Source organism: Lentisalinibacter salinarum, from assembly GCF_040706555.1.
GTDB lineage: Bacteria > Pseudomonadota > Gammaproteobacteria > Steroidobacterales > Woeseiaceae > Lentisalinibacter > Lentisalinibacter salinarum.
Genome location: NZ_JAPDRH010000004.1, coordinates 431,649 through 454,538, shown reverse-complemented (window position 1 = coordinate 454,538; position 22,890 = coordinate 431,649). Strand labels below are relative to the sequence as shown.

The 22,890-nt window shown below is 60.4% G+C and carries 27 protein-coding genes; 17 read left to right on the top strand and 10 right to left on the bottom strand.

Going from position 1 to position 22,890, the window contains the following annotated elements; all coding sequences use genetic code 11:
- Positions 1-671 precede the first annotated feature (671 nt).
- A complete protein-coding gene (locus ACJMKZ_RS17665) occupies positions 672-1,388 on the bottom strand; it encodes a glutathione S-transferase family protein (RefSeq protein ID WP_405234540.1) in 717 nt (238 codons plus the stop codon).
- Between the two features lie 183 nt (positions 1,389-1,571).
- Here ACJMKZ_RS17665 and ACJMKZ_RS17660 point away from each other — a divergent pair, with 183 nt between their 5' ends.
- Together ACJMKZ_RS17660 and ACJMKZ_RS17655 are read left to right on the top strand one after the other, a co-directional pair.
- Complete coding sequence (locus ACJMKZ_RS17660; protein WP_405234539.1) at positions 1,572-2,051, top strand: YHS domain-containing (seleno)protein; 480 nt, start codon at positions 1,572-1,574, stop codon at positions 2,049-2,051.
- Positions 2,052-2,117: 66 nt separating this feature from the next.
- Positions 2,118-2,702, top strand: coding sequence for a uracil-DNA glycosylase family protein (locus ACJMKZ_RS17655; RefSeq protein WP_405234572.1), 585 nt, complete (start codon positions 2,118-2,120; stop codon positions 2,700-2,702).
- Between the two features lie 6 nt (positions 2,703-2,708).
- Here the strand turns inward: ACJMKZ_RS17655 and ACJMKZ_RS17650 are convergent, their stop codons facing one another.
- Entirely contained in the window at positions 2,709-3,533 is an 825-nt protein-coding gene (locus ACJMKZ_RS17650) for an AraC family transcriptional regulator (RefSeq protein WP_405234538.1), read from the bottom strand.
- Positions 3,534-3,653: 120 nt separating this feature from the next.
- On the opposite strand from ACJMKZ_RS17650, the gene ACJMKZ_RS17645 reads away from it, so the two are divergent.
- From ACJMKZ_RS17645 to ACJMKZ_RS17630, 4 genes are all read left to right on the top strand, one after another.
- Positions 3,654-4,070 carry a hypothetical protein gene (locus ACJMKZ_RS17645; protein ID WP_405234537.1) on the top strand — a complete coding sequence of 139 codons (417 nt, stop codon included), beginning with the start codon at positions 3,654-3,656 and terminating at the stop codon, positions 4,068-4,070.
- 47 nt (positions 4,071-4,117) lie between these two features.
- Complete coding sequence (locus tag ACJMKZ_RS17640) at positions 4,118-4,738, top strand: cytochrome P460 family protein (protein ID WP_405234536.1); 621 nt, start codon at positions 4,118-4,120, stop codon at positions 4,736-4,738.
- 67 nt (positions 4,739-4,805) lie between these two features.
- A complete protein-coding gene (locus tag ACJMKZ_RS17635) occupies positions 4,806-5,234 on the top strand; it encodes a VOC family protein (protein ID WP_405234535.1) in 429 nt (142 codons plus the stop codon).
- Positions 5,231-6,181, top strand: a complete 951-nt coding sequence (locus tag ACJMKZ_RS17630; protein WP_405234534.1) for a pyridoxamine 5'-phosphate oxidase family protein — start codon at positions 5,231-5,233, stop codon at positions 6,179-6,181. The genes ACJMKZ_RS17635 and ACJMKZ_RS17630 overlap by 4 nt, the downstream gene beginning before the upstream one ends.
- A gap of 99 nt (positions 6,182-6,280) precedes the next feature.
- On the opposite strand, the gene ACJMKZ_RS17625 is transcribed toward ACJMKZ_RS17630, so the two are convergent.
- Entirely contained in the window at positions 6,281-6,772 is a 492-nt protein-coding gene (locus ACJMKZ_RS17625) for a GNAT family N-acetyltransferase (protein ID WP_405234533.1), read from the bottom strand.
- Positions 6,773-7,527: 755 nt separating this feature from the next.
- On the bottom strand, positions 7,528-7,830 hold the full coding sequence (locus ACJMKZ_RS17620; protein ID WP_405234532.1) for a hypothetical protein: 303 nt from the start codon (positions 7,828-7,830) through the stop codon (positions 7,528-7,530).
- A 1,261-nt stretch (positions 7,831-9,091) separates the two neighbouring features.
- On the opposite strand from ACJMKZ_RS17620, the gene ACJMKZ_RS17615 reads away from it, so the two are divergent.
- Positions 9,092-9,658, top strand: a complete 567-nt coding sequence (locus ACJMKZ_RS17615) for a GNAT family N-acetyltransferase (protein WP_405234531.1) — start codon at positions 9,092-9,094, stop codon at positions 9,656-9,658.
- A 324-nt stretch (positions 9,659-9,982) separates the two neighbouring features.
- Here the strand turns inward: ACJMKZ_RS17615 and ACJMKZ_RS17610 are convergent, their stop codons facing one another.
- Complete coding sequence (locus ACJMKZ_RS17610) at positions 9,983-11,173, bottom strand: RimK family alpha-L-glutamate ligase (RefSeq protein WP_405234530.1); 1,191 nt, start codon at positions 11,171-11,173, stop codon at positions 9,983-9,985.
- A 313-nt stretch (positions 11,174-11,486) separates the two neighbouring features.
- Between ACJMKZ_RS17610 and ACJMKZ_RS17605 the strand changes: the two genes are divergently transcribed.
- The 10 genes from ACJMKZ_RS17605 (at position 11,487) to ACJMKZ_RS17560 (ending at position 18,854) form a co-directional block, all read left to right on the top strand.
- The gene (locus ACJMKZ_RS17605) at positions 11,487-11,636 is read left to right on the top strand and encodes a lmo0937 family membrane protein (RefSeq protein WP_405234529.1); all 150 of its coding nucleotides are present in this window, start codon (positions 11,487-11,489) and stop codon (positions 11,634-11,636) included.
- Complete coding sequence (locus tag ACJMKZ_RS17600) at positions 11,617-13,050, top strand: phospholipase D-like domain-containing protein (protein ID WP_405234528.1); 1,434 nt, start codon at positions 11,617-11,619, stop codon at positions 13,048-13,050. Before ACJMKZ_RS17605 ends, ACJMKZ_RS17600 begins: the two co-directional genes overlap by 20 nt.
- Positions 13,051-13,138: 88 nt before the next feature.
- Positions 13,139-13,351, top strand: coding sequence for a DUF3185 family protein (locus ACJMKZ_RS17595; RefSeq protein ID WP_405234527.1), 213 nt, complete (start codon positions 13,139-13,141; stop codon positions 13,349-13,351).
- Positions 13,352-13,647: 296 nt separating this feature from the next.
- Positions 13,648-14,376 carry a Crp/Fnr family transcriptional regulator gene (locus ACJMKZ_RS17590; protein ID WP_405234526.1) on the top strand — a complete coding sequence of 243 codons (729 nt, stop codon included), beginning with the start codon at positions 13,648-13,650 and terminating at the stop codon, positions 14,374-14,376.
- Between the two features lie 106 nt (positions 14,377-14,482).
- Entirely contained in the window at positions 14,483-15,871 is a 1,389-nt protein-coding gene (locus ACJMKZ_RS17585; RefSeq protein WP_405234525.1) for a diguanylate cyclase domain-containing protein, read from the top strand.
- Between the two features lie 333 nt (positions 15,872-16,204).
- Positions 16,205-16,417 (top strand): hypothetical protein, encoded by a 213-nt coding sequence (locus ACJMKZ_RS17580; protein ID WP_405234524.1) that lies wholly within the window; start codon positions 16,205-16,207, stop codon positions 16,415-16,417.
- Between the two features lie 259 nt (positions 16,418-16,676).
- Entirely contained in the window at positions 16,677-17,405 is a 729-nt protein-coding gene (locus tag ACJMKZ_RS17575; protein ID WP_405234523.1) for a Crp/Fnr family transcriptional regulator, read from the top strand.
- A 132-nt stretch (positions 17,406-17,537) separates the two neighbouring features.
- Entirely contained in the window at positions 17,538-17,906 is a 369-nt protein-coding gene (locus ACJMKZ_RS17570) for a PA2779 family protein (RefSeq protein ID WP_405234522.1), read from the top strand.
- 28 nt (positions 17,907-17,934) lie between these two features.
- The gene (locus ACJMKZ_RS17565) at positions 17,935-18,501 is read left to right on the top strand and encodes a PA2778 family cysteine peptidase (RefSeq protein ID WP_405234521.1); all 567 of its coding nucleotides are present in this window, start codon (positions 17,935-17,937) and stop codon (positions 18,499-18,501) included.
- Positions 18,498-18,854 carry a hypothetical protein gene (locus ACJMKZ_RS17560; RefSeq protein WP_405234520.1) on the top strand — a complete coding sequence of 119 codons (357 nt, stop codon included), beginning with the start codon at positions 18,498-18,500 and terminating at the stop codon, positions 18,852-18,854. The genes ACJMKZ_RS17565 and ACJMKZ_RS17560 overlap by 4 nt, the downstream gene beginning before the upstream one ends.
- A 238-nt stretch (positions 18,855-19,092) precedes the next feature.
- Here the strand turns inward: ACJMKZ_RS17560 and ACJMKZ_RS17555 are convergent, their stop codons facing one another.
- From ACJMKZ_RS17555 to ACJMKZ_RS17535, 5 genes are all read right to left on the bottom strand, one after another.
- The gene (locus tag ACJMKZ_RS17555; RefSeq protein WP_405234519.1) at positions 19,093-19,272 is read right to left on the bottom strand and encodes a CsbD family protein; all 180 of its coding nucleotides are present in this window, start codon (positions 19,270-19,272) and stop codon (positions 19,093-19,095) included.
- 83 nt (positions 19,273-19,355) lie between these two features.
- Entirely contained in the window at positions 19,356-20,249 is an 894-nt protein-coding gene (locus ACJMKZ_RS17550) for an OmpA family protein (protein ID WP_405234518.1), read from the bottom strand.
- Entirely contained in the window at positions 20,246-20,656 is a 411-nt protein-coding gene (locus tag ACJMKZ_RS17545; protein WP_405234517.1) for a DUF4398 domain-containing protein, read from the bottom strand. Before ACJMKZ_RS17545 ends, ACJMKZ_RS17550 begins: the two co-directional genes overlap by 4 nt.
- Before the next feature lie 289 nt (positions 20,657-20,945).
- Positions 20,946-21,689, bottom strand: coding sequence for a LytR/AlgR family response regulator transcription factor (locus ACJMKZ_RS17540; RefSeq protein ID WP_405234516.1), 744 nt, complete (start codon positions 21,687-21,689; stop codon positions 20,946-20,948).
- Complete coding sequence (locus ACJMKZ_RS17535) at positions 21,686-22,786, bottom strand: sensor histidine kinase (protein ID WP_405234515.1); 1,101 nt, start codon at positions 22,784-22,786, stop codon at positions 21,686-21,688. The genes ACJMKZ_RS17540 and ACJMKZ_RS17535 overlap by 4 nt, the downstream gene beginning before the upstream one ends.
- Between the last annotated feature and the right edge of the window lie 104 nt (positions 22,787-22,890).

The following is a 22,890-nucleotide window of genomic DNA, read 5'->3' as shown; positions in this document are numbered from 1 at the left end:
ATTTGAGTGCACGGAGATCAACATCAAATTTCCGCACCGCTACATCCTGTGCAAGTCGCCAATCTGCATCATGCATTCAGAAAACAGGTTGCGACATTCGTGCGTCCTCGCAACACACTGGATACGTAAGCCGCTGATCCTCCACCGCTTTTCCGGCTCCATCCGTCCAATCCATCATCGGCGCAACGTAAATTTTTCGGCGATGCGGGCAATTGTTCATGTGGCTATTTGAGTAAGAACATGATGAGGGTGCCTCACAGTCCGGCCTTGGTCGAATATTCGTTCTCGCCTGTTCGGGACCAAAAATAGCCAATGTCGCACTTTTGTGTGCGGGTGGAGTAACTTGATGGCATGCCAGAAAACTCTGCTTAGAATCAATCGGCCGTTATGCCATACCGTCTAGGTCGATCCGCATGGAGACGTTTCGAGTTCCAGAGTCCTGCGTCGAGCGGAGTCTCTACCCTCCATCGTAGAGAACTTTGCGCTCCGTCGCGATTTGTGTGCTCGGGCGACTGACGTGGACTAGCGTTCTCCGACAATTTCTATTTGCGCGTGCCGTTGGCGATCTGTCGCTCTTGAGCGACCCTTCCGACTGGAACCGGGGATTAGCGTGCCGCAAACTACCCGGCACGGTGATACCGTGCCGGGCACCGCGGGCGAAACAATTTGTTCTAGTCCGCGCCCGCACCATTGCCGCCCTTGCGTTCCTCGCCGAACTCTGCCGCTTCGGTCAGCCTCCCAAGTTGCGAATCCAGCCCCAGAAAAAACGCCCTGAGTCGCTCGCGATAGTCATCAACGACCGCATTGGAGACGGACGGCCGCGCGGCCAGCGAATAGCGCCAGGCCTCCACGCGCGACAGGCCTTCGAAGAAGCCGAAGTCACCGTACTCCTCGATTACCTCAAAGTAACGGAACACCGGACCGAACGCGGCATCAACCAGCGAGAAGGATTCCCCGTTGAACCACGGTCCGCCGCGCAATGCGCGCTCCAGACGCTCGAAGCGCTCGCGCAGTGTCACCGCTGCAGCGGATAATGCGCGCTCGTCGGTCGCACGATAAAAAACCGCAATCGAGTTGAGTACAGCCGACGCGAACTCGATCCATGAACGGTTCTCAGCTTTCGCGAATGAGTCGGTTGGGTGCAGCGAGCCCGGCGATATTTCGTCAAGATACTCGGCGATGACCGCGGACTCGAACATCGGCCTGCCGTCGACGCACAGCACAGGGACCTTTCCAAGCGGCGAGATCTTCAGAAACCAATCCGGTTTGCGGGACAAGTCAATGAACTCGATCGCATGAGGTATGTGCTTTTCCGCCAACACGATACGTGCACGCTGCACGTAAGGGCAGAGTTTATGGCTAACAAGATGCAATTCAGGATACGACATGGATAGATCTCCGGTTGATTCGTGAGTACATACAGACCCCCGAAAGCGCCCTATCGACTTTTCGCATCGTCCCGAAACCGTGACATCTCGTCTCAAATCGCTACGAACGCATTGTCCAGCCCTCAGTGCGCACCTAGAGTGCGCTGCGTCCACTGACATTCATTCAAAACTGGAGAGATCATCATGAACATTGTGAAAACCACCGCACTCGTATTTCTCGGCTTGCTCGGCGCGACGGCGGCTTACGCCGCCGATGAGTACAACACGGCTACGGGACTCACGGCAGCCGGTGCCCCCCTCGGCCTGCATGGCGTGGATCCCGTCGCCTTTATCGATCTCGGCAACCGCATCGACGGCACCGCGACATATACCGCCGTGCACGACGGCGTCGCGTACTACTTTACGAGCGAAGCCAACAAGCAGGCATTCGAGGGTTCGCCGTCCAGTTACCTGCCGCAGTTCGGCGGCTTCTGCACGTTCGGCGTGTCGGTCGCGAAGAAATTTGACGGAGACCCGCGCTACGCGGCCGTGCGGAACGGCAAGCTGTACGTTTTCCTGAACGAGGCGATCTTCACCGAATTCCAGAAGGACCGTGCCGGCACCATCGCGAAGGCGGAGAAGAACTGGCGTAAGATCGAGCATACGGAGGCAGGTTCTCTGTAAGGCATCGAGGCGGGCGCCGAGCACCCGCCCCGATTTGATTCGCTGGATTCTGGATTGTGGAAACTCATGCGAAGCGAATCCCTGCAACAGCTTCTTGTAAAGGTACGCCGTTGCCGTCTCTGCGAAGACCTGCCGCTCGGCCCGAATCCCTTGGTGCAGGCATCGCCAACTGCGCGAATTCTGATTGCGGGCCAAGCACCCGGACGGCGCGCGCATGCAAGCGGCGTCCCATTCGACGACGCGTCCGGCAATCGGCTGCGTGCCTGGCTCGGGATCGACCATCAGACCTTCTACGATGCGACGAAAGTTGCGATCCTGCCGATGGGTTTCTGCTATCCGGGCACCGCAAAGGGCGGTGATCTGCCCCCGCGAAAAGAATGCGCTGCCGCGTGGCGCGAGCCATTGCTTGCACAGCTGCCGGCCGTGGAACTTACGGTGCTGATCGGGCTGCACGCACAGCGCTGGCATTTGGGTGCGGCAAGCGCCGCAACTCTAACCGCTAACGTCGCCAATTGGACTGCGTTCTGGCCGGACTCCATCCCGCTGCCGCACCCCAGTCCGCGCAATGCCCCGTGGCTGCGCAACAACCCGCAGGTGGAAGCGACGTTGCTTCCCACGTTAAGGAGACGCGTAGCAGAGCTGCTTGCCTGAATCCCGTCAGGCCTGCATCGAGCGGCGCCATTCCGTTGGCGACATTCCGCAGCGGCTGGAGAAGTGACGCGACAGCGCGCTGGCCGAACCGTAACCGACATCGGCCGCGATTGTCTGCACGGACGCACCCTTCAGTAACATCGATTTAGCGAGCCCAAGGCGCCAGTCACTAAGGTAGGCGCCTGGCGTCATGCCCACCACATCATGAAAGCGCTCCGCAAAGCGAGCGCGGGACATCAGCGCCGTCTCGGCCATCTTGTCGAGCGTCCAGTTGTAATCGGGGCGCTCGTGGATCGCATTGATTGCGCGCATCAGCTTTGGGTCGGAGAGACCTGCGAGCAGACCGATGTCCAAGCGATGCTGATCCATCAGGTCGCGCAGGATCAGGATGAGCGTTACCTCGCTGAGTCGGTCGAGGATCGCATCCCGGCCGCAGTGGTCTTCAGCCACCTCCCTGAACAACTGCCGGAGCGTGAGCTCGAGCGCGGGCGAATCAGCGAGGCGCAGCACGAACAGATCTGGAAGAGCCGTCTGCAGCGGATTTCCTTGACCAATGCCGAACTCGAACGTCGAGCAGACGATAGAGACATCATCGTCGAGTGGCTCGATGCGGTGCCGGGTCGGGTTCATGTAGAAAAATGCGCTCGGCTCGTGCAGCTCGAGTTCGGCGCCGTCATCGGAAACAAGCCGGACGCTCCCGGCCCGGAGGATGTGCAGAAGGCCCGTCGCAGGATCTGCGGGCGCCACGGCGCTGCAGCTCAGTGGGCCGGCTTGGAACACTCTCGCTCGTAACTCAAAGCGGTTCAGAAGCCAGACAAGTCGATCGGCCATTTTTGAGACGTTCCGTATAATTATCGGGACTAGATGATACACATAGTCTCGCTACATCTGCCAGTATCGCTCTCCAGACACTGACGCACCGCCAGCCGGTGCCCGAAACGGAGAGACCGCATGAACTTCAGGATCCTTACACCCAAAACTCACGGATTACTCGACTACACCGCCGCCGTCGGACTCATCGTCCTGCCTTTCCTGCTGGGGTTAAGTGCGGCTTCGACGTTGGCGATATGGCTGTCGGTCGCGGCGGGCATCGTGCTCGTGGGCTACAGCCTGGCCACCGACTATGACTTCGGCTTGTTCGGCGCGCTGTCGTTTCGCGCGCACCTGGTGCTCGACATGCTGGCGGCCGCCGGCTTCGTCACCGCGCCGTTCCTATTCGGCTGGAACGGTCTCGTTCTGGCGTACTACCTCGTGATGGGGGCAGGTGTCCTCATCGTAGTTGCGCTGAGCGCCACCAGTGAGTCCCGGTCCGATAGTTCAAGTTCCGTCCGCTGGCTCGAAACCCGGCGGACACCCCCGCGCCCGTAAAGCGGATAAAGGCAACCCACTATTGCAACTCCTGAGAGGTAAACACCATGTACAACCTGCGACACAATGCTGCAATCACGGTCATTACCATGGCAACCGCCGTTGCCGTGATAATCGCTCTGACCGTCAGTGCGCCAGCCGGACAGGGCCAGACGATGGCGCAGAATAACGACTGGGGCCCGAAGTGGACCGCCGAAGGAGAACTCACGCTGCCGACGGACTATCACCAGTGGGTTTTCCTGGGCTCCCCGCTGACGCCGCACGCACTGAACGGCGGCGCCGCACCGTTCCCCGAGTACCATAACGTGTACGTGCATCAGACCGCTTTCCGCGCCTATCGCGCAACTGGAGAGTGGCCAGAGGGCACGATCCTGCTGAAAGAGCTGCAGCTGACAACTCCTGCAACGAACCCGGACGGCTCGTCCATCGAGGTTTCCGGTCGCGGCTACTTCCCCTCGGCTCGCAATGGCATCGATATCTCTGTCAAGGACAGCCGACGCTTCAAAGAGAGTAACGGCTGGGGATTCTTCAACTTCGGTCACCACGCGCCACCTTATGCAGAAACGGCGGCTGCCCAACCGGTCGAAGCCTGTGCAGGATGCCACATCGCAAACGCGGATGAGATGGTATTCACCAAGTTCTACAGACCAATCCTGGATGCGAAGTAAACCTGATGATGGTGCCGCCGCGACCCCGGGCTCCGGTCCCGTAGACGACACTGAGGAGAGCACAAAAATGAACGAACCAATTGCCCGAGGCACTACTCGCGGTGTGCATCATATCGGACTGACAGTACCGGATGTCGGACGGACCCGGGACTTCTTTATCGAGATGCTGGGATATAAGCAAGTCGGCGAAGTTGCCGACTATCCGGCTATTTTTGTTACCGATGGCAAGACTATGATCACGCTCTGGCAGACCATAGATCCCGATGCTGTGATTGCATTTGATCGCAGGAACAACGTCGGCCTACATCACCTGGCTTTGACCGTGGATTCCGATGACCTCGCAGGTTTGCACGAGCGGCTGATCGAGGTCGCTGACGTCGCGGTCGAGTTTGGGCCAGAGCCATTGAAGGGCCTTCCATTGCGGCACATGATGTGCACCATCCCGGGAGGAATTCGTGTCGAGTTTATTGCGTCGGACAACCGAGAATTGGAATGACCGACGATGCCACCTCACCGTTCCATGCCGGCGAACGTGCAGTACAGAGAAGGGCCGGTGCTCATGATCGCGTTGCAAGGACCGGTCGTCGTTTCGTCCGCGACCATCTGAATGACGAGCAGCGTGACTTCTATGCGCAGCTCCCCTCGCTGTTCGTGGGGTCCGTCGACCGCGTCGGTCGTCCCTGGGCTTCTGTTCTGTTCGGCCGCCCAGGGTTTCTGACGTCCTCGGACCCCCGGCACCTGGACGTGACGGCGAAATGCATTCATCACGATCCGCTGAATGAGAACCTCATCCGGGATGCTCCGCTGGGTCTGCTCGGTATCAATCTGTCGACAAAAAGGCGCCACCGTCTAAACGGCAGGGTATCGTTCCTGCAGAACGGCCGATTTCGGATCAAGGTAGCCCAGGCATTCGGGAACTGTCCGCAATACATCCAGTCCCGGGATCATACGGTCCTGCCCGATATCGACCGGATCGCTGAACCGCGCCCCGTTAAAGAACTGCAACGCCTTGACGAGCGCGCCCGGCACATCATTTCCCGCGCCGATACACTCTTCATCGCATCCCATCTACCCGGTATTGGCGACACGGCAGGTACCGATATATCGCATCGCGGCGGCAAGCCCGGATTCGTCCGCATCGATGCTGACGGCCTGCTCACGATGCCGGATTTTCCGGGCAACCAATTCTTCAACACGCTCGGCAACGTGCACTTGAACCCAAAGGTGGGCCTGCTCTTCATCGATTTTCGCACCAGGGGTCTTCTGTCCATGACCGGTCACGCCGAGATCGTCTGGAAGGGTGAGGAGGTTCAGCTCTACAGCGGAGCGGAACGACTGATCAAATTCCGGCTCGATAAGGCCATCCTATGGGAGCGCACGGTGCCGATTCGATGGCGTTTCAGGGGGTGGTCACGAAGCCTGGATCGCACCGGTTCATGGTAGGACTCAATTTCAAACTGGAGGGCATGGCCGGCATACGCATCGGATCGCAATCTGATACCACAGAGCCAAAGGAATTCGACTAACCAAGACACGCTCTGTCTACCATAGACCTCTCGCATCGGATTTCTTCAGGCGATAACGGAGAAACTGCCGCTGTTCGATCTCTATCGTCCCGTCCGGCTTAAAGCCGAAACGTAAAATGCCCTTGATTTTTGTCCTTGTAGGTGGAAGCAGAACAGTCACCGCATCGAACCCCATCTCGCCGAAAGCGCGAAAGATGATCTCGGCGAATAGGTGTTTGCCGAGGCCCCAGTAATCCGGGTGTAGGACAAGGCCCACGTCGGCTTCTCCTCCCTCCGGCTGCAGACCTCCCCAGCCAGCGAAGCGGCCATCCACGACAAAGGCGGAGGGACCATAGCCATAGTCGGCCCAGAACTGCTCTTTCGCAGCGACGAACGCTTCGCAATCGCTTTGAACGAAAGGATCGGGCGCTAACGGCATCTGTCGTCTTACCAACGGATTGTTCATCAGTTCGATAATCTCGGACTGCTCAACGTCGGTCAGACGTTTGAATTCGATGTTTCTACGCACTGCGTTGTTGCCGCATAGAGTCAAAAACCAAGGCCGGTCAACGGTGTCCTGTGCAAGTCGCAAATCTGCATGATTCGTCTAGAAAACAGGGTGCGACATGAGTGCGACTCGCCGGTACGCTGACTTCATAAGTTACTGATACTAGATTGCTATTCAGACTCCTCCCGTCCAATCCATCACCGGCTCAACCTGTATTTCTCGGCGATGTGGGCAATTATTCATGTGGCTATTCTGGCAGGAATGTCATAGGGATGCGTAGCCCGAGAGCCCGGGTCTAGAATACGTGCGGGCCTATTCCGGACCGAAAATCGCCAATGTCGCACCGTGACGCACCGGCAATGACGCACTTTTGTTTTCCGGTTGGACTAATAATTGCGGGTTTCGGCAGCTACAACAAGCCAACTGGGACTACCCTGCTCTATTCGGAAGATGTTCTCCCTAAACGCATGCCTTGTATCCTGGGTCCACGGCCTCAAGCGGACGACCGATTTCGGTAATATGACCGCTTCCGACCCGAAGCAGACTTTAGCTAGCTCTCCGGCCTGTACTCAATCCGACGTCGGCGTCCGACCCAAAAGGAACGACAAGCGCCGAACAAGAAAAGCGCTCGTGAGACCGGGCTGCCCTGGCCGATGGCTGATCTCCTAGTCATCGCTGCCTTGTTGTTCAGCGGGGAGTACGCCGGAGGCATGAAACACAGTCGCTGATGAGCGGTGGCCAAGCGACGCTCGAGACCTTTTCGCTAATCAGCTATATCAACCGGCATCCGCCTGCTGGCCGTCGGCTTTTCGAGACGACAGTAGCTTCTGTCCCAGTATCCAGCCGCTCAACCCGATATTGAATAGCAGAACAGAACCAGTGATAGCCCACTTTGTGCTCTCAGGCGGGAAGACCTTATCGCCGAGTCCAATCAGCACGAATAGGCTCAGGCCAAACAACAGACCGCAGGAAACTGAATCGCGGCGTAATTGTCGCTGGAGGCGACCGGTTAGTACTGCGATCAATTCAACGCCAGACAAAACTAGGACTCCTACGAAGATCCAGCTCATACTCTCCATGATTCTATACTCCTGTTCTTCGGCTAACCGCAGGCTATCAAAGCTGCGGAGTCACGTTTACGATGTATGGAGCGAATGTGAACGTACTCTGTAGTGACCCGAATGATGTCGAGTTCCAGTACGGGTAATTCGGCTGCCACCAAGTGACATATGCAGCGTACATCGCCGATCCGGAATCGACTTGGGTATCGTTACCTGAGCAGTCGGTGGATTGAGAAAAATACGGATACTTCTCGTTGCATTCACCACAGTCATCGTTGAAGTTGTCCAATGCGCCTAGAAACGCAACGAGAGCTGCGCCACAAGCGGCCCCTGAAGAGCCAGCGCATATGACACCCGACAGCACCGACGATCCGTAAAGTGTCACGCTGTCGGAGAGGCTGCAATCGCTACATACAGGATCGTTCGATCGATCTAGGCATTCATCCCCGGTCGTCTGAAGATAGGATTCGCGTGACTTGTTAGTGGTGGCACTGCCAGTCAAACCCAATGAGCTGCTCAGAGAGATGGAGTTGCTAGCACCTACTTCATAACAACCTGAACGTGCAGAGGTTACCGTGGATGACAGGACGCTTTTTCTGAGCGATCCTGCATCAGCGTAGAGTGCCAACTGGTCGGCGAGGTCCAATACGGTTGACCAAATCAGTCCATCGCCTGATTTACGACGTATAAGCACACGCCCGCCTGGCATGCGTCGCACAAGCATCTCAAAATCCTGAAGTCTGATTAACGTCGATCGATCCGCGAATATGCGAACTTCCGTTGATGGTTCTTTTCCTGTTACTCGAGTCACGGTTGGCGATCCCGCTCGATAGCTTGCTAACTCACCATGGTCGAGCGGCGCAGACGATTCTGCGATTATCGAACTATGACCAAGATTGTATGCGGTTGAGCCTACAACCGAGAGGCCTTGAGGTTCGGCACTATCGTGCTGGGCGAGTGCAGGTGCTGCGACGGCGAGAACCGTTGTGAGAATCACAGCATTTATAGCTAGAACCACTTTGCATTTCATTTGGGCTCCCCTCGGCTTGTTTTGTACCTGGCAAAAACAATACGCAATCTGCCCCAAAATGTCTACATGTGGGAATAAATCATCGTATATGGCATCAACGACGTTAGAGCGATTTGGTCAGCGTCATATGGCTGCTACGTGGCTGCCGGGGACAGTTCAGGAGAAGCGGCTCAATCGCAATGTATCAGCGACTACTTCTACTCTTGGCCGCAAAGCGACCATTCCGCTGCTATTCCGCTGCTCTGAGGTATGATTTCCGCTTCCGACCCGATCGGGACTCTCGCTCAAACCGGTGAAGCGACGGCATTTATGGCCATTGATGTCAGGAGGCTCGCGCCGGGAGATGCTGACCAGCTCTTCCAGTTGAGACGTCGAGCGTTAGTTGAGGAACCCTTTGCATTCCTGTCCTCGCCCAACGATGACGTGGCTACTTCTCCGGATGCGGTTCGCGCTCAATTGTCTGTGGCATCCGAAAACGCCGTCTTTGGAGCCTTTGATGCGCACGAACTGGTTGCGATGGCGGGAGTGTCGAGAGATCGTCCAATAAAGGCAGCACATCGAGTCTGTGTCTGGGGAGTATTCGTGGATCGACGTTATCGGCGGCAAGGAGTTGCGTCCGATCTCCTCAAGGCGGTCCTGCAATATGCGGAGGACCTCGAAGGTGTGGAATCTGTGTATCTCAGCGTCAGTGAGAAGACACCAAATGCGAAACGACTGTACGAGTCTCTCGGTTTCGAGGTCTGGGGATTGGAACCCGACTGTATTCGCGTCGAGGGCGAATCAGCGCGCGAGTATCATTTGTCCAAATCACTCTAGCCGAACCACGGCGTCGGCCGCTTGTGGCCGCAAAGCGACCATTTTGCCGCTCTGAGGTATGATTTCCGAAGTCTGATTTGGCCCCCGTATCTCGAACCAGTCGTTTGAGCCCCACCGGTAACCGGGACTCCTGGACACAGGTCTCGCACGAACGCAACCCTAAGCGGCAGAATGGCATTGCGGTCACGCTCGGCCACGGTGACGTCTACGAGGCCACCGCTATAGTGGCCGGCCTGGCTGTACTTCACCCGGCCACGTCGGCGCGGCAGTGGAGGCTGGCGTTTCGTGGGCGAATGGCTCGACGATCCTCTGACGCCAGACCGCTTACTTGCTCGAGTCGGCCCGCAATTCGTGGATTTTCGGGCGCCTGCGGCGCTGCGCTTTCGGTGGCAGCAGATCCCGCATCGCGTCCAGCTTACCGAAGCACAAGAGCCGGTCATCCGCCTGCAACGGCCGCTCGGATCGCGGATTCGGAATTACGGTCGTACCGCGGTACAGGGTCAGCACATTGATATCACGGTCCCGCAGTTTCGTTTCGGTGATCGTCTTGCCATCGAAGTTGGAGTCCTTGCGAATGTAAATTTCGCTGACCCCATAGCCTTTGCTGACCGTCAGGCGCTGGCGAATATCGATCTCCGGGAAGTCCACACGCGCTGCAATATATTCCACGACAGCACCCGCGATATCGAGCTGGGTGCATTTCTCGATGCCCTCCAGCCCGGGTGAGGAATTGACCTCCATGATCTGCGGGCCTGTCGCAGCCTCGAGCATGTCGACACCGGCCACCCTCAATCCGAGAATCTGCGCCGCACGTACGGCCGTTTCCCGGTACTCATCGCTCAGGTCGACCGGTTCGGCCCTGCCGCCGCGGTGAACGTTGCTGCGAAACTCCTGGCCCTGGGCGACGCGCCGCATCGCTGCGACGACCCGATCACCGACGACAAACGCGCGAATATCCTTGCCCTTGCTCTCGGCGACGAACTTCTGGATCAGGACATCCTGTTTCTGGCTTTGCAGCAGCTCGATGATCGACTCCGCCGCCTTGAGCGATTCCGCCAGAAGCACACCGATCCCCTGGGTTCCCTCGATCAGCTTGATGACGACCGGCGCCCCGCCGACCCTTTCGATAGCGGGCAGCACGTCCCGCTTGTCGCTGACGAAGGTCGTCCTGGGGATGCCGATCTGGTGACGGCTCAGTATCTGCAGGCTCCTCAGCTTGTCCCGCGAGTTGGTGATGCCATTCGCCGTATTCGCGGAAAAAACACCCATCTCCTCGAATTGCCGGACGACGGCGGTGCCGTAGTAGGTGATCGAGGCACCGATGCGCGGCAGTATCGCGTCATACTGGCTCAGCAGCTTCTGGCGGAAATACAGGTCAGGCGCACCCTTTTGAAGATCGATCGCAAATTTCAGCGTATTCAGCACCTTGACATCGTAGTTGCGCTCCAGCGCAGCCTCCTTCAGTCGGCGCGTACTGTAGGCGCGGGGCCCGCAGGAAAGGATAGCGAGTTTCATAAGTCGTACCTCGTGGCAAGACACGACCATACACCTTCGTTGCTGACCGATGCAGTCCGGGACCGAGCAATTGGAGCAATCCGGTGCCCGGAAACCGGGACCACCTGAGTCTGCTCCCGTCAAAGAAACCGGCAAGTCAGGTACGGCAGTTCGCGTTACTGTCAGCTCTTGGCGACTACGGCTTCAACCGCCGGTCGACCGGTTCATCGGTGCGCGAACGCACAGACGATCACGCTGCTTCGGAACATATTGGTATTCGGGGAGTGGCATTGAAAGCGACTCCCGCCGACACTTAATCAAGGGAGCGCTGTCCATGCTATACACAATTGCCGTCGTCCTTCTCGTCCTGTGGTTGCTCGGTCTCGTCTCGGGCACGACCATCGGTGGTTTCGTACACGTGCTGCTCGTGATTGCAGTCGTCATGGTCCTGTTGCAGATCATCAGTGGCCGACGGTCGCTCTAGAACGGCCGATCGGAACGCGCAGTTCGGGCTCGGACTACTCGCGCTCGGACTGCTGGTGCTCGGCCCGGCCGGCTGCGCCACATTGCCGGTCGCGGAACCGGACTTGGCGATTCCCGCCAACGTCGAGTTCCAGGGGCAGCAGGGTATCCTTTCGGAAGCCCGTGGCGAGCAGCTGCTCGGGCAGCTCGAACGGGAAACCGCGACCCCCGACATGCTGCGTACGCACCTGGCCTATGAGCAGACCATCGCTGTAGACAGCCCGCTGGTGCTCGGCAATAAAGTGACGCTGCTGCAGAACGGGCCGGATACCCACGCGGCGATGCTGGAGGCAATCCGGTCAGCCGTCGACCATGTCAACCTCGAGACCTATATTTTCGACGACGGCGAACTCGGCCAGGAGTTCGCCGCGTTGTTACTCCAGAAGCAGGCGAGCGGCGTGCAGGTCAATATCCTGTATGACAGCGTCGGCGGTCTGCTGACACCGGAATCGTTCTTTGAGGAGCTCCGTGAGGGCGGCATTGCGGTGATCGAGTTCAACCCCGTAAACCCGCTGGCGGAAGACCCGAAGACCTGGCGGGCGAACAACCGCGACCATCGCAAACAGCTGGTAGTCGACGGCCGCATCGCCTTCATCGGCGGCGTGAACATCAGTGACGGCTATTCGAGCGTGCCCCTCGGGAAACCGGCGCCCCATGTAAAGAGAGCAGCTGCGACCGACAGTGGCGAGGGCTGGCGCGACACGCACATCCAGATCGAGGGCCCCGTGGTGGCAGAGTTCCAGCGGCTGTTCCTCGACTCGTGGACTCGCCAGACGGAAGCCCCGCCGACGCCGAGCAACTACTATCCGGAGCTGTCCGCAAAAGGCGACGGAATTGTGCGCGCCATCGGCAGCAGGGCGGAGGAGAAAGCCAGCCCGATCTACATGACGCTCGTGTCAGCCATCACGCGCGCGCAGACCGACGTCCATCTGACGGTCGCCTACTTCGGGCCGGACGCCGTGCTGCTCAAGGCGCTGACCGATACCGCGCAGCGCGGCGTGAAGGTGAAACTGGTGTTGCCGAGTCATACTGATTCCGCCGCAATATTCCACCTTGGTCGCTCGCACTACGCGACGCTGCTGAAGGCTGGCGTCGAAATCCACGAGCGACAGGGTGCCGTGATGCATGCGAAGACGGCAGTGATCGACAGCGTATGGTCGACCATCGGATCGAGCAACCTGGACTGGCGCAGCTTCGTACATAACGATGAAATCAACGCGGTTGTGCTGGGCGGCGACTTTGCCGGGCAGATGAATGCGATGTTTGCGGAGGACCTCGCGGAGTCCGAGCAGATCTCGCTCGCCGAGTGGCGGCGGCGGTCCTGGTGGCTGCGAATCAAGGAAGGTTTTTCGCGACTCGGCGCCTATTGGCTGTAACCTCGCCGGCACGGAGCCGGGCGATCGTAAAGCGGACCGCGCTCCAGGACGGAAAGCGATGCCCGCCCCACGAAGAGAGGCTGAAACGATGAACAACAGAATTCTGGCGATCGTCTTGCTCGCTGTCGGACTGATCCTGCTTTTCTTCGGGTATCAGTCATCCCAGAGCCTGGGCGATCAGGTGACGGAGGCCGTTACCGGCCGTTTCACTGACTCCACCACCTGGTTCCTGCTTTTCGGCGCGGCTGCTGCCGTCGCCGGCGTGGGACTGCTCGTGTTCGGTAAGTCCTCAAGCAAGTGACACTGTCGTCCACAATGCGCTGGCACCAAAGTGAGATTGTCAGCCCCGGCATTCTCGTCGCATTAATGAAGCAGACTGACCATCGCCTCAGCAAATAGGACCCGTGAGTCAGCTTCCCACAATGCTCGATCATACGCCCTGGATGGAGAACGTCATGCCAGATTCGGCTTGGTGCCCTAAGGCACAGACGGACCTCGGCGATTCATGCAGAGTCTGCATATAGAGAGTGCCAGGCGACGATCCCGGGACATGAATAGTCGCGCGTCGTGCCTGGCAGCACGAAGAAGGAATCCGTCTTGGTCACCCCGCCGGCCCCGTCAGACCCCAATGACCTGATCGCCGCGCTCCCGCGCCGGCAGCAGGCCGCTCTCTTGAGCGCCTGTGAGCCCGCCGAACTACTGCTCGGGGAAGTACTGTGCGAGGCCGGAAAACGCTCACGCTACGCCTACTTTCCACACAACGCCCTGATCTCCCAGGTAGCTTCGCTGGACGGACACAAACCCCTCGACATGGGACTGATCGGCCGGGATGGCATGCTGGGCGCCACGGTGCTGCTTGGCGTTGGCGAGGTGCCGCTGCGCGCTCTGGTACAGAGCCCGGGCATCGCCATGCGGATTCCCGTCCAGCGGTTGCGTCGGGAACTGCGCCACAGTCCAGGATTACGGAGAATGCTGGGGCGATATCTGTACCTGCGGCTGCTGGAACTGTCGCTGACTACGGCTTGCACCCGGTTTCACCAGATCGATCAGCGGCTCGCCCGATTGCTCCTGCTAACTGATGATCGCGTCCGCACCGGCAGTTTCCATCTCACTCACAAGGTGCTGTCGGATATGCTGGGGGTCCGCAGGAGCGGTGTCACCGTGGCGGCCGGAGCGCTGCAGGCCGCTGGTGTCATCGGCTATTCTCGCGGGGATGTCACTATCCTCGATCGTGCCGCTCTCGAGTCCGCGTCCTGCGAATGCTACGGGAAGCTGAACGGGCGCCGGGACCAGCTGCAGCCCCGTAGTCAGAGGGGGCAGCCCTGATCGGGGACATCAAGGCGAGGGACGAGTCAACGCAAACATGAGCAGGGCTGATTGAGGGCACGGCGAGGCCATGACGGTCAGATTCGCCCAGAGGTCAAAGCCGCATATGAGCGAAACAGCGATGGTACGAAGCCTTTCATCCGCGCCGGCTGCGAACTCCGGGCCGGACCTGTTCGGTCCGGAGTTGGCCATGCGGCTGTGCGAATTCTCCCCCCTGGGCATGTGCCTGTCCGACCTGGCGGGCCACTGCCTCTACGCGAACGCAGCCTACCGAGTGATTACGGGACTGACGCGTGCACAGGTCTGCGGCGCTCGGTGGAGCGCGCCGCTGGATCCGGGTGACCGCGAACGGGTGAACACCAGATGGTTGCATGCAGTCCAGTCCAAGGAACCGTTTCAGGCTGACGCCCGCATCAACCGACCGGATGGTCGTGCCGTCTGTGTCCGGTTGCACGCCTCGACCGGGCAAAGTGAGAGCGAATCCGGTGCTATCCTTTTGTTCGTAGAGGATATTACTGAGCGCAGACTTGCCGAATCTGTGCTGCGCACGGCAGAAGAGGCGCTGTTCGCTGAGAAAGAGCGCACCCAGGTGATGCTCGATTCCGTTGATGACGCCGTGCTGGTGACCGATCTGGCCGGCACCATCACCTTTCTGAACCGGCAGTCTGAGACTCTCACCGGCTGGCCGCGCGCGGAGGCGTTGGGCGAGCCTCTCGAGAAGGTCTTCCGGATCGTCGACAGAGCGTCGCGTGATGCAGCTCCCAACCCGGCGAAGCGCGCTATCGCGGAAGATCGCAGGATCGGCCTGGCGATTGGGTCCGTGCTGCTGAGGCGCGATGGAAACGAGCTCGGTATCGAGGATTCTGCGGCTCCCATCCGCGACCGTGACGGTGCCGTGACCGGCGCGGTGATCGTATTCCGCGATGTGGCGCAGTCGAGGCTGGTCTCCCAGCGCATGGCCTACCTCGCCCTGCACGACCACCTGACCGGGCTGGCGAATGTAATGTTGCTGCAAGAGCGCCTGAAGCAGGTGGTCAGCCTCGCACGCCGTCATCATCAGAAGGCTGCTCTCCTGTTCATCGATCTGAACTTATTCAAGAAGGTCAATGATGAACACGGACACCACTATGGCGACCAGATTCTCCGGGCTATAGCTCGTCGTCTCGAAGCCTGTGTGCGGGAAAGCGACACGGTCTGTCGGCGCGGCGGTGACGAGTTCGTCATCCTGTTGACGGAGGTCGCGTGCCGGCCGGACGCGGCGCGGATCGCCAGGTCAGTTCTGGCCGCCATTTCCGAGCCACTAATAATCGGTGACGATAGTGTCCGGATCCGGGTCAGCGCCAGCATAGGCATCAGTCTTTACCCGGACGACGGCGATCACCTCGACGCTCTTCTGCGATCCGCCGATCTCGCCATGTACGAGGCCAAAGCCGGTCGGGGTCACGAGGGTTTCCGCTTCGCCCGACGAACGGATACCCGGGACGGGCCAGTGTGATCAATCACAGTGACCGGGACATGACCAATCCGCACACGACACCCACAATTACTGCGGAGCGGGTTATCAGTCTTCCAAGACCTGCTCCACCTGCCCTCCTGGCCGTACAAGACTGGGAGAACGAGGGAGGGGCGCTGCCGCAAGCCCCGTCCCGGTGGCGCTATGTGCTCAAGCGCACCGACCGCTGATTTGCCGCTGAGTCATTATTGATCCGTGGCCGCGCCAGCGACGATTCCCCAACCAGCGGAAGCCGATAAGCGGCGAGGACCGTGCTGGTCGCGCCCTGCGCTCCACCGGCCAAAGCCGTTTCACTTATTTCCCGAAGGTATCTTTATGAACATTGCAAAACTGCTACTGCTTCTGACTGTGGCTTCGTTCACGGTCACGGCCTGTGATACGAATGACAGCGCGGCTGAGAATGCTGGCGAGGCTATCGACGACGCGGCACAAAAGACCAAGGACATAGCGAAAGACACAGGCAACGCAATTGAAGATGCCTGTGAAGACATCAAGGACTCCGTCAACGCAGAGGATACCGATTGTTGAAGATCTGAACCTGTTCAGGACAGTACCCTGATCATCAGGGCTCCCCGTACAGCACCAGCTGCTGGCGTGATGTGGCACTTCGCCACCTGCCGACAGGCTGGTCGATACGGGCGGAGAGGTCCCTTCGATGGCGCACGCGCCTGCTCCGGGGATTCGCGACGTGGCCCGGCGGACGCGCGCTGAATGTACGATGGCGTACAGATGGTAAGATGTTCCCGGGATAGCCTTTCAGGAACGAACACAGCCACTCGTGACTCCAATGTCGACCACGCCTGCCCCGGAACAGAATCAGCTGCTCGCCGCCTTGCCGACGGAAGCACAGCACCGCCTGTTTTCGCATCTCGACCTGATGGAGATGCCTCTCGGCAAGGTTCTCTATGAATCGGGCGAATCATCGCGGCAGGTCTATTTTCCGACTGACTCGATCATATCCCTGCTGTACGTCATGGAAAACGGCTCTTCGGCGGAGATCTCCGTGGTAGGCAACGAGGGTATCGTCGGGATCGCCGTGTTCATGGGTGGCGAGAGCACCACCAGCCGCGCGATCGTCCAGAGCGGGGGGCACGCCTACAGGCTGGCCGGCCAGCTGCTCAAGGACGAGTTCAACCGGCATGGCGACCTGCAGGTACTGATGCTGCGTTATACCCAGGCGCTGATCACGCAGATGGCGCAGACCGCAGTCTGCAACCGGCATCACAGCATCGACCAGCAACTCTGCCGGTGGCTGCTGCTGTCTCTCGATCGGTTACGGTCGACCGAATTGACCATGACGCAGGAGCTGATCGCCAACATGCTCGGCGTGCGCAGGGAAGGCGTTACCGAAGCCGCGGGTAAGCTGCAACGGCTCGGCGTCATCGCTTATCACCGCGGACGCATCGAAGTGCTGGACCGCGAGAGACTCGAGGGGTTGAGCTGCGAATGCTATGCCGTGGTCAAGAAAGAGACCGACCGCCTGCTGCCGCACGCTAAGTCCGAACAGCCCCGGTAGGTTCGCCAGCGCACAGATAGCAGTCCGTCGATGCGCTATCTTCAGTACTGAAAGCAGTTGATCGCTGCAATTCCATTACCCCGTATCGCGCGTGGCGGACCACGCAGCTACCCCCCCCCAAGGAGTCGAATCATGAAGAGTACGAATAGCGTCGTGATAGCCCTCACGCTCGCAGCAATGCTGGTGAGCTCACTGCCCGCCCGTGCGGGCATCGTGGGCACGGAACAGATGGTGGCGCAGGAAACCCGGACGCATACGCTGGACCGGATTGAGATGATACTCGCACAGGATACTGTCGCCTCTCAGCTCTCGGACTGGGGCGTGGCACCCGAAATGGTCCGGGCGCGAATGGCAGCAATGTCGGACGCCGAACTGCAACAGCTCGCGATCAGCATGGAAACCGACCCGGCCGGCGGCGTGCTGGCCGTGATCGGCGTGGTGTTCGTGGTCCTGTTCATTCTCGAAATGACAGGCGTCACCAACATTTTCACCAAAATCTGAACCACTGTTTCGCGACAGCCTTTGTGGCGTGCAAGCGCTGCAAGGGCTGTCGCGCTTCGTCGTGCGCGCGCAGATCCTGATCCTTGCGACCATCACCCAGCTTGTGCTGGGCGCCTGCGCTGTCGGCCCCGAGCACCAGGTACTCCGCGACGCCGGAGACCCGGTCGAACTCGTCCGGGTACCCTTCTTCCCGCAGGATGAATACCAGTGCGGACCGGCAGCGCTCGCCACCGTGCTTACCCACAGCGGCGTCGACGTGACGCCTGCGCAACTCGTCTCTCACGTCTACGTACCCGACCGCCGCGGCAGCCTTCAGGCCGAGATGCTTGCGGCGACACGCAGTCACGGGCGCGTCCCATACGTGCTGCCGGAGAACCTCGCGCCAATACTCGCAGAGCTGCGCGACGGGCACCCCGTGCTGTTGCTGCAAAACCTCGGCCTCGCCCGCTGGCCGGTATGGCATTACGCGGTACTGGTAGGCTTCGACCCGGCAGCGGAGAAGGTCCTGATGCGCTCCGGCATTACACGCCGCGCGCGGAGCGCGAGGCCGTTCCGTTCCTCGCCAGCTGGGACCGTGGCGGGCGCTGGGCCATGATAGCGGTCGAAGCCGGCGAACCGCCCGCCAGCGCCGATGTGCTCGGTTGGTTGCGCGCGGTGGCACCCTTCGAGTCCACGGGCAACCTCGAACTCGCTGCGGAGGGTTACACGGCGGCGGTGGCACGCTGGCCGAGAGAGCCCATGGCGTGGACGGCGCTGGGAAACGTACGCTACCTGCAACGCGACCTGGCGGCGGCCGCAGCCGCCTACCGGCATGCGCTCGAGCTCGAACCGGGATTTCACACGGCTCGCAACAACCTTGCGCAGACCCTTGCCGAACTCGCGGCCGCGGGAGATGCGCCCGGCCAGGATACCACTGCTGGTTCGATCGAATCCGTCGGCAGTCGTTAGGACTTTACCCGCGGGCAGGAATACCGGACTGCGAAAACCGGCCTCGGATCGGGACCATCGGTGGTTTTGTACACCTGCTGCTGGTGATCGCGGTCTTCATGGTGCTGGGCGGGGAGTTTCCCCTGAAGATGAGCGCGATGTTGGCCGAGGGCCTGGCAGAGTCAGAGTAGATACTGCTCGCGGAGTTGGAGGCGCCGCTCCTTCTCAACCGGATCGCGACTAGAGCGGACCTCAGGGCTCACTTTGCGGCCTTCCTTACCTTGTCCTTGAGCTTGCCCCAGGCCTTCTGAATGGATCCCTTGGCCTGCTCGCGCTCGCCCTCGTGCTCCATTTTATGGTTGTCCGTGGCACGGCCGGTCACTTCCTTGACCTTGCCTTTGGCCTTGTGCAATTCGCCTTTGACCTGCTGCTTGTTCATGACTACTGCCTGTTTGCGGTGGTGGCTGGTGAAAAACGGCCCGCCGGGCTCACGCCTGGCGGGCCTGAACTTGACCAGAAGAATCAGTTGGTACCGGAAAGCGTCGTCGAGTTCGAGATTATCACCTCTACGCGACGATTCTGCTGCCGGCCCGTAGCGGTATCGTTGCTGGACACCGGCGAGCCCTGACCGAGCCCGAGCGTGCTCAGGCGATTCGCCTGCACCCCGCGGCCGACCAGGTAGCTTTTCACCGACTCCGCACGACGCTGCGACAGGAACTGGTTCGACTCTTCGCTACCGACGCTGTCGGTGTGGCCTTCGATCAGAACGGTGCGATCATCGTACTCGCCGAGGAAGGCCGCCAACTTGTCAAGGTTGGCCCCCGCGCCGCCCGTCAGATCGGACTTGCCTGTGGCGAAAAGCAGATCGCCCAGGGTGACGACCAGGCCGCGATCCGTTTCACGGGCATTGAGCTCCGTGATCTGGCGCTGCAGTTCCAGGCGCGCCGCCTGCGAGGCGGCAACCTCGTCGCGTGCGCTGGATGCGTCCGCCCTGGCCGACTCGGCGTCGGCGCGAGCGGACTGTGCGTCACTGCGCGCGCGGTCGGCTTCCTGTGTACGGGCCTCGAGGCGGGCACGCTCGCTCTTCTCGCTCAGGGCCTGACGCTGGTCCTCGTACTGGCGGCTCTGGGCGCGCGCGCGGGCAATCTCGACCTTCTGGTCGGCCAGTAATGCCAAGTGGGTAGCGTACTTGCCATCCGGGCGAGGCGCTTCGGCTGCTGCGACAGCAGCCTCTGCTGCCTTCATCTCCACCGGTGCACGGGTGGCGAGTTGGGAATCGGACTGGAGTGCGGTCAGCTTGACGCGAGACTCAAGCGGCGCTTCCGGCACCTCCGGCGTCGTTGCACAGGCAGACAGAAGGAAGAAACCCGCGGCGACCAGCGCCGCTCGGCTTGATGTCATGGCTGAGGCGTTCATTGACGTTCTCCTGTGGCGCGCTGCATTTCCTGCTTCAGAGTGTCAATGCTCTGCTGCATGTCGTCGTTGACGGCCTTGGCTTTCATCTCCTCGGCCCGGGCCAGGGCGACTTCGGCATGCGTGCGCGACTCGATGGCCAGGTACTCGGCGTCTATCATCCGCTCGTCGCGCGCGGCGGTGTGGGCCGACGCGAGCTTCGTGCGCGCCGTCGTGAGTTCAGAGGACGCGTAATCGGCGACCCGGGCCTGTTCGGCATTGGAAATCGCCGACTCGGCCGCCTGCAGCGCCTGGGTTGGAGGCACGGGTGCCGTGGCACAGCCTGCCAGCAAAAGCAGGCCGGTAGCGGAAAGTGCAATGAAGAAAGGCGATCCGCGGATCGCACGGATGGAAGGATGTTGTTTGTGCATGGCTGGTGTCCTGTGAAAAATGCGGTATGCCAGAGCATCCTCCGCCTTTGACACAGGGAGTTCTGTGCGGTGGCGCACCCGCGCCGGGAGGTCCGCCGGGCGCGACGGCTTTTTTCGACCTTATCCCCGAGATCTGGTCCATGAGTTCACCAGGATTTCCCGTTAGAGTTGACCTGAGGGAGGTCGGAGTGCCTCTCGCATGGTTCCTGCATGGCATCGAATCGGGTCTGCCAGGCCTGCCCGGCCGCGGAGAGCGAGGAAACGAGCGCCAGGAGGAAGGCGGCCTCTCTTATGCTTCTCTATCCGTCGTGGTGGTCACTGTGACCAGACCGAGAAATTCGCTGAGCCGCGCACGGTATGAACGACTGTATCGTAGCCGCCTGCCGTCTTTCAGCACGACGTCGCCGTCCCCGTTTCGCCCGCACTCGATTCGTTGAACGCGATCTGCCGCTACCAGCGTCGAGCGATGAATGCGCAGGATTCCTGCGTGTCGCAGGTCGTTCTCGAGCTCTGTCATCGTAGCGCGGTGGACCAGCCGCTCCCCGTCCGCGTGCACGACCATGTAGTCCCCGGCGGCGGAGACGAAGTCTATGCTCGCGATGGGCAGCAGCGTCGTCGCGTCGCCGTCGCGGATGGGCAGACACCGCGTATCAGCCGATACGTCGTCAGTCTGTCCAAGACGATCGCGCAGCCGACAGATCGCTCGATGCAGACGCTCCGCAGTCACCGGCTTGAGGAGATAGTCGAGCGCAGGGATCTCGAACGCCTCGACGGCGAACTCGGCATGGGCGCTCACGAAGATAATCTCCGGCCGTGAGGCCGGTGGCATCGCACGAGCCAGCTCGGTACCCGCCAGCTGCGGCATTTCGATATCCAGAAAGACGACGTCCGGTGCGAACTGCCGGATCGCCCGTGCTGCACTCTCGCCATCTCCCGCCTCCGCCACGACCCGGACGTCGGAATGCGCCGCAAGCCGGGCACGCAGACCGCGCCTTGCCAGCGGCTCGTCGTCGGCGATGAGTGCCTGCATCATGGCATTGTCCCCGACGGCAACGACAGGCAGGCCGTATAGCCATCATTGTCCCGGCCGACCTCGAGGTGCGCCGCCATCCCGTAACACGCCGCAAGCCGTTCCCGTGTCAGCCGATGCCCCACTCCGCTGCCCCCGACGCCGGTATCCACCGCATGCCCGTCGTCGTGTACCCGGACCCGAAGCGCCGCATGTTCCAGTACGGCGGATACGCTGATGGTCGTCCGGCGGTTTCCCGATCTCTGCACCCCGTAGCGAACCGCATTCTCCAGCAACGGTTGAAGAAGGAGCGGCGGTACCATGAAGACCCTGGTCGCCGGGTCGATATCCCAGCGAACATTCAGGCGATCTTCGAAACGAGTCTGCTGGATCGCCAGATAGAGCTCCGCGAGTTCCAGCTCTTCGGCGAGCGTGACGAACTGGGCGGGGGCCTCCTCGATCGAATGGCGCAGCAATCGTGACAATTGATCGAGCATGGCAGCGGCGCGCTCCTGCTGGCCTTCCAGCACCAGCGTCGAGATGCCGTTCAGCGTATTGAACAGGAAGTGGGGACTGAGGCGCTCGCGCAGTGCGGCCAGCTTCGCCTCCCGGGCCTGTCCCAGCGCCGTGGCGGCACGGATCTGTTGGAGATGCGCCTCGTGGTAGTAAGTCAGTCCGAAATAGATGCCCGTCCATGTAAGCAGAATCGAGCCGCACCAGAATGCGCTCCCGAGATAATCGATTACCGACGCCGGTTGCCAGCCCTGGCCCTGCCCGAGCCAGTAGGCCTGTTCGCTGACCGCGGAATACGGGACCGCGAATATCAGCGCCAGTCCGAGTGCCGTCGAGACCTGGAACAGCGGTCCCCGGCCCCATACACGCTGCAGTATGGGCCGCATCGCACTCGTCAGCACGAATCCGGCGACGGCGCTCGCGAACGAAGCCCACCAGGGGGCGTAATCATTGTCCATCAGCGCGCCGGCATAATGGACGAGGAAATAGACACTCCAGCCCGCCAGCTGCGAATACCAGAACGCATCGGCAGCTCCGGCTCCGAGCGCCAATCGGGGTGCGCCAGCCGACTCCGCCGCACCCGCCGTGGTCAGGGCTCGCGAATTCATGGCTCCAATCATACTACTCGGCTGAAGGATCGGGCGCCGTCGTTCGTCCCGCCTCAGCACCGGTTCATCGCAGACGCCCTTGTTCAGCCCTTTGCAACACTTTA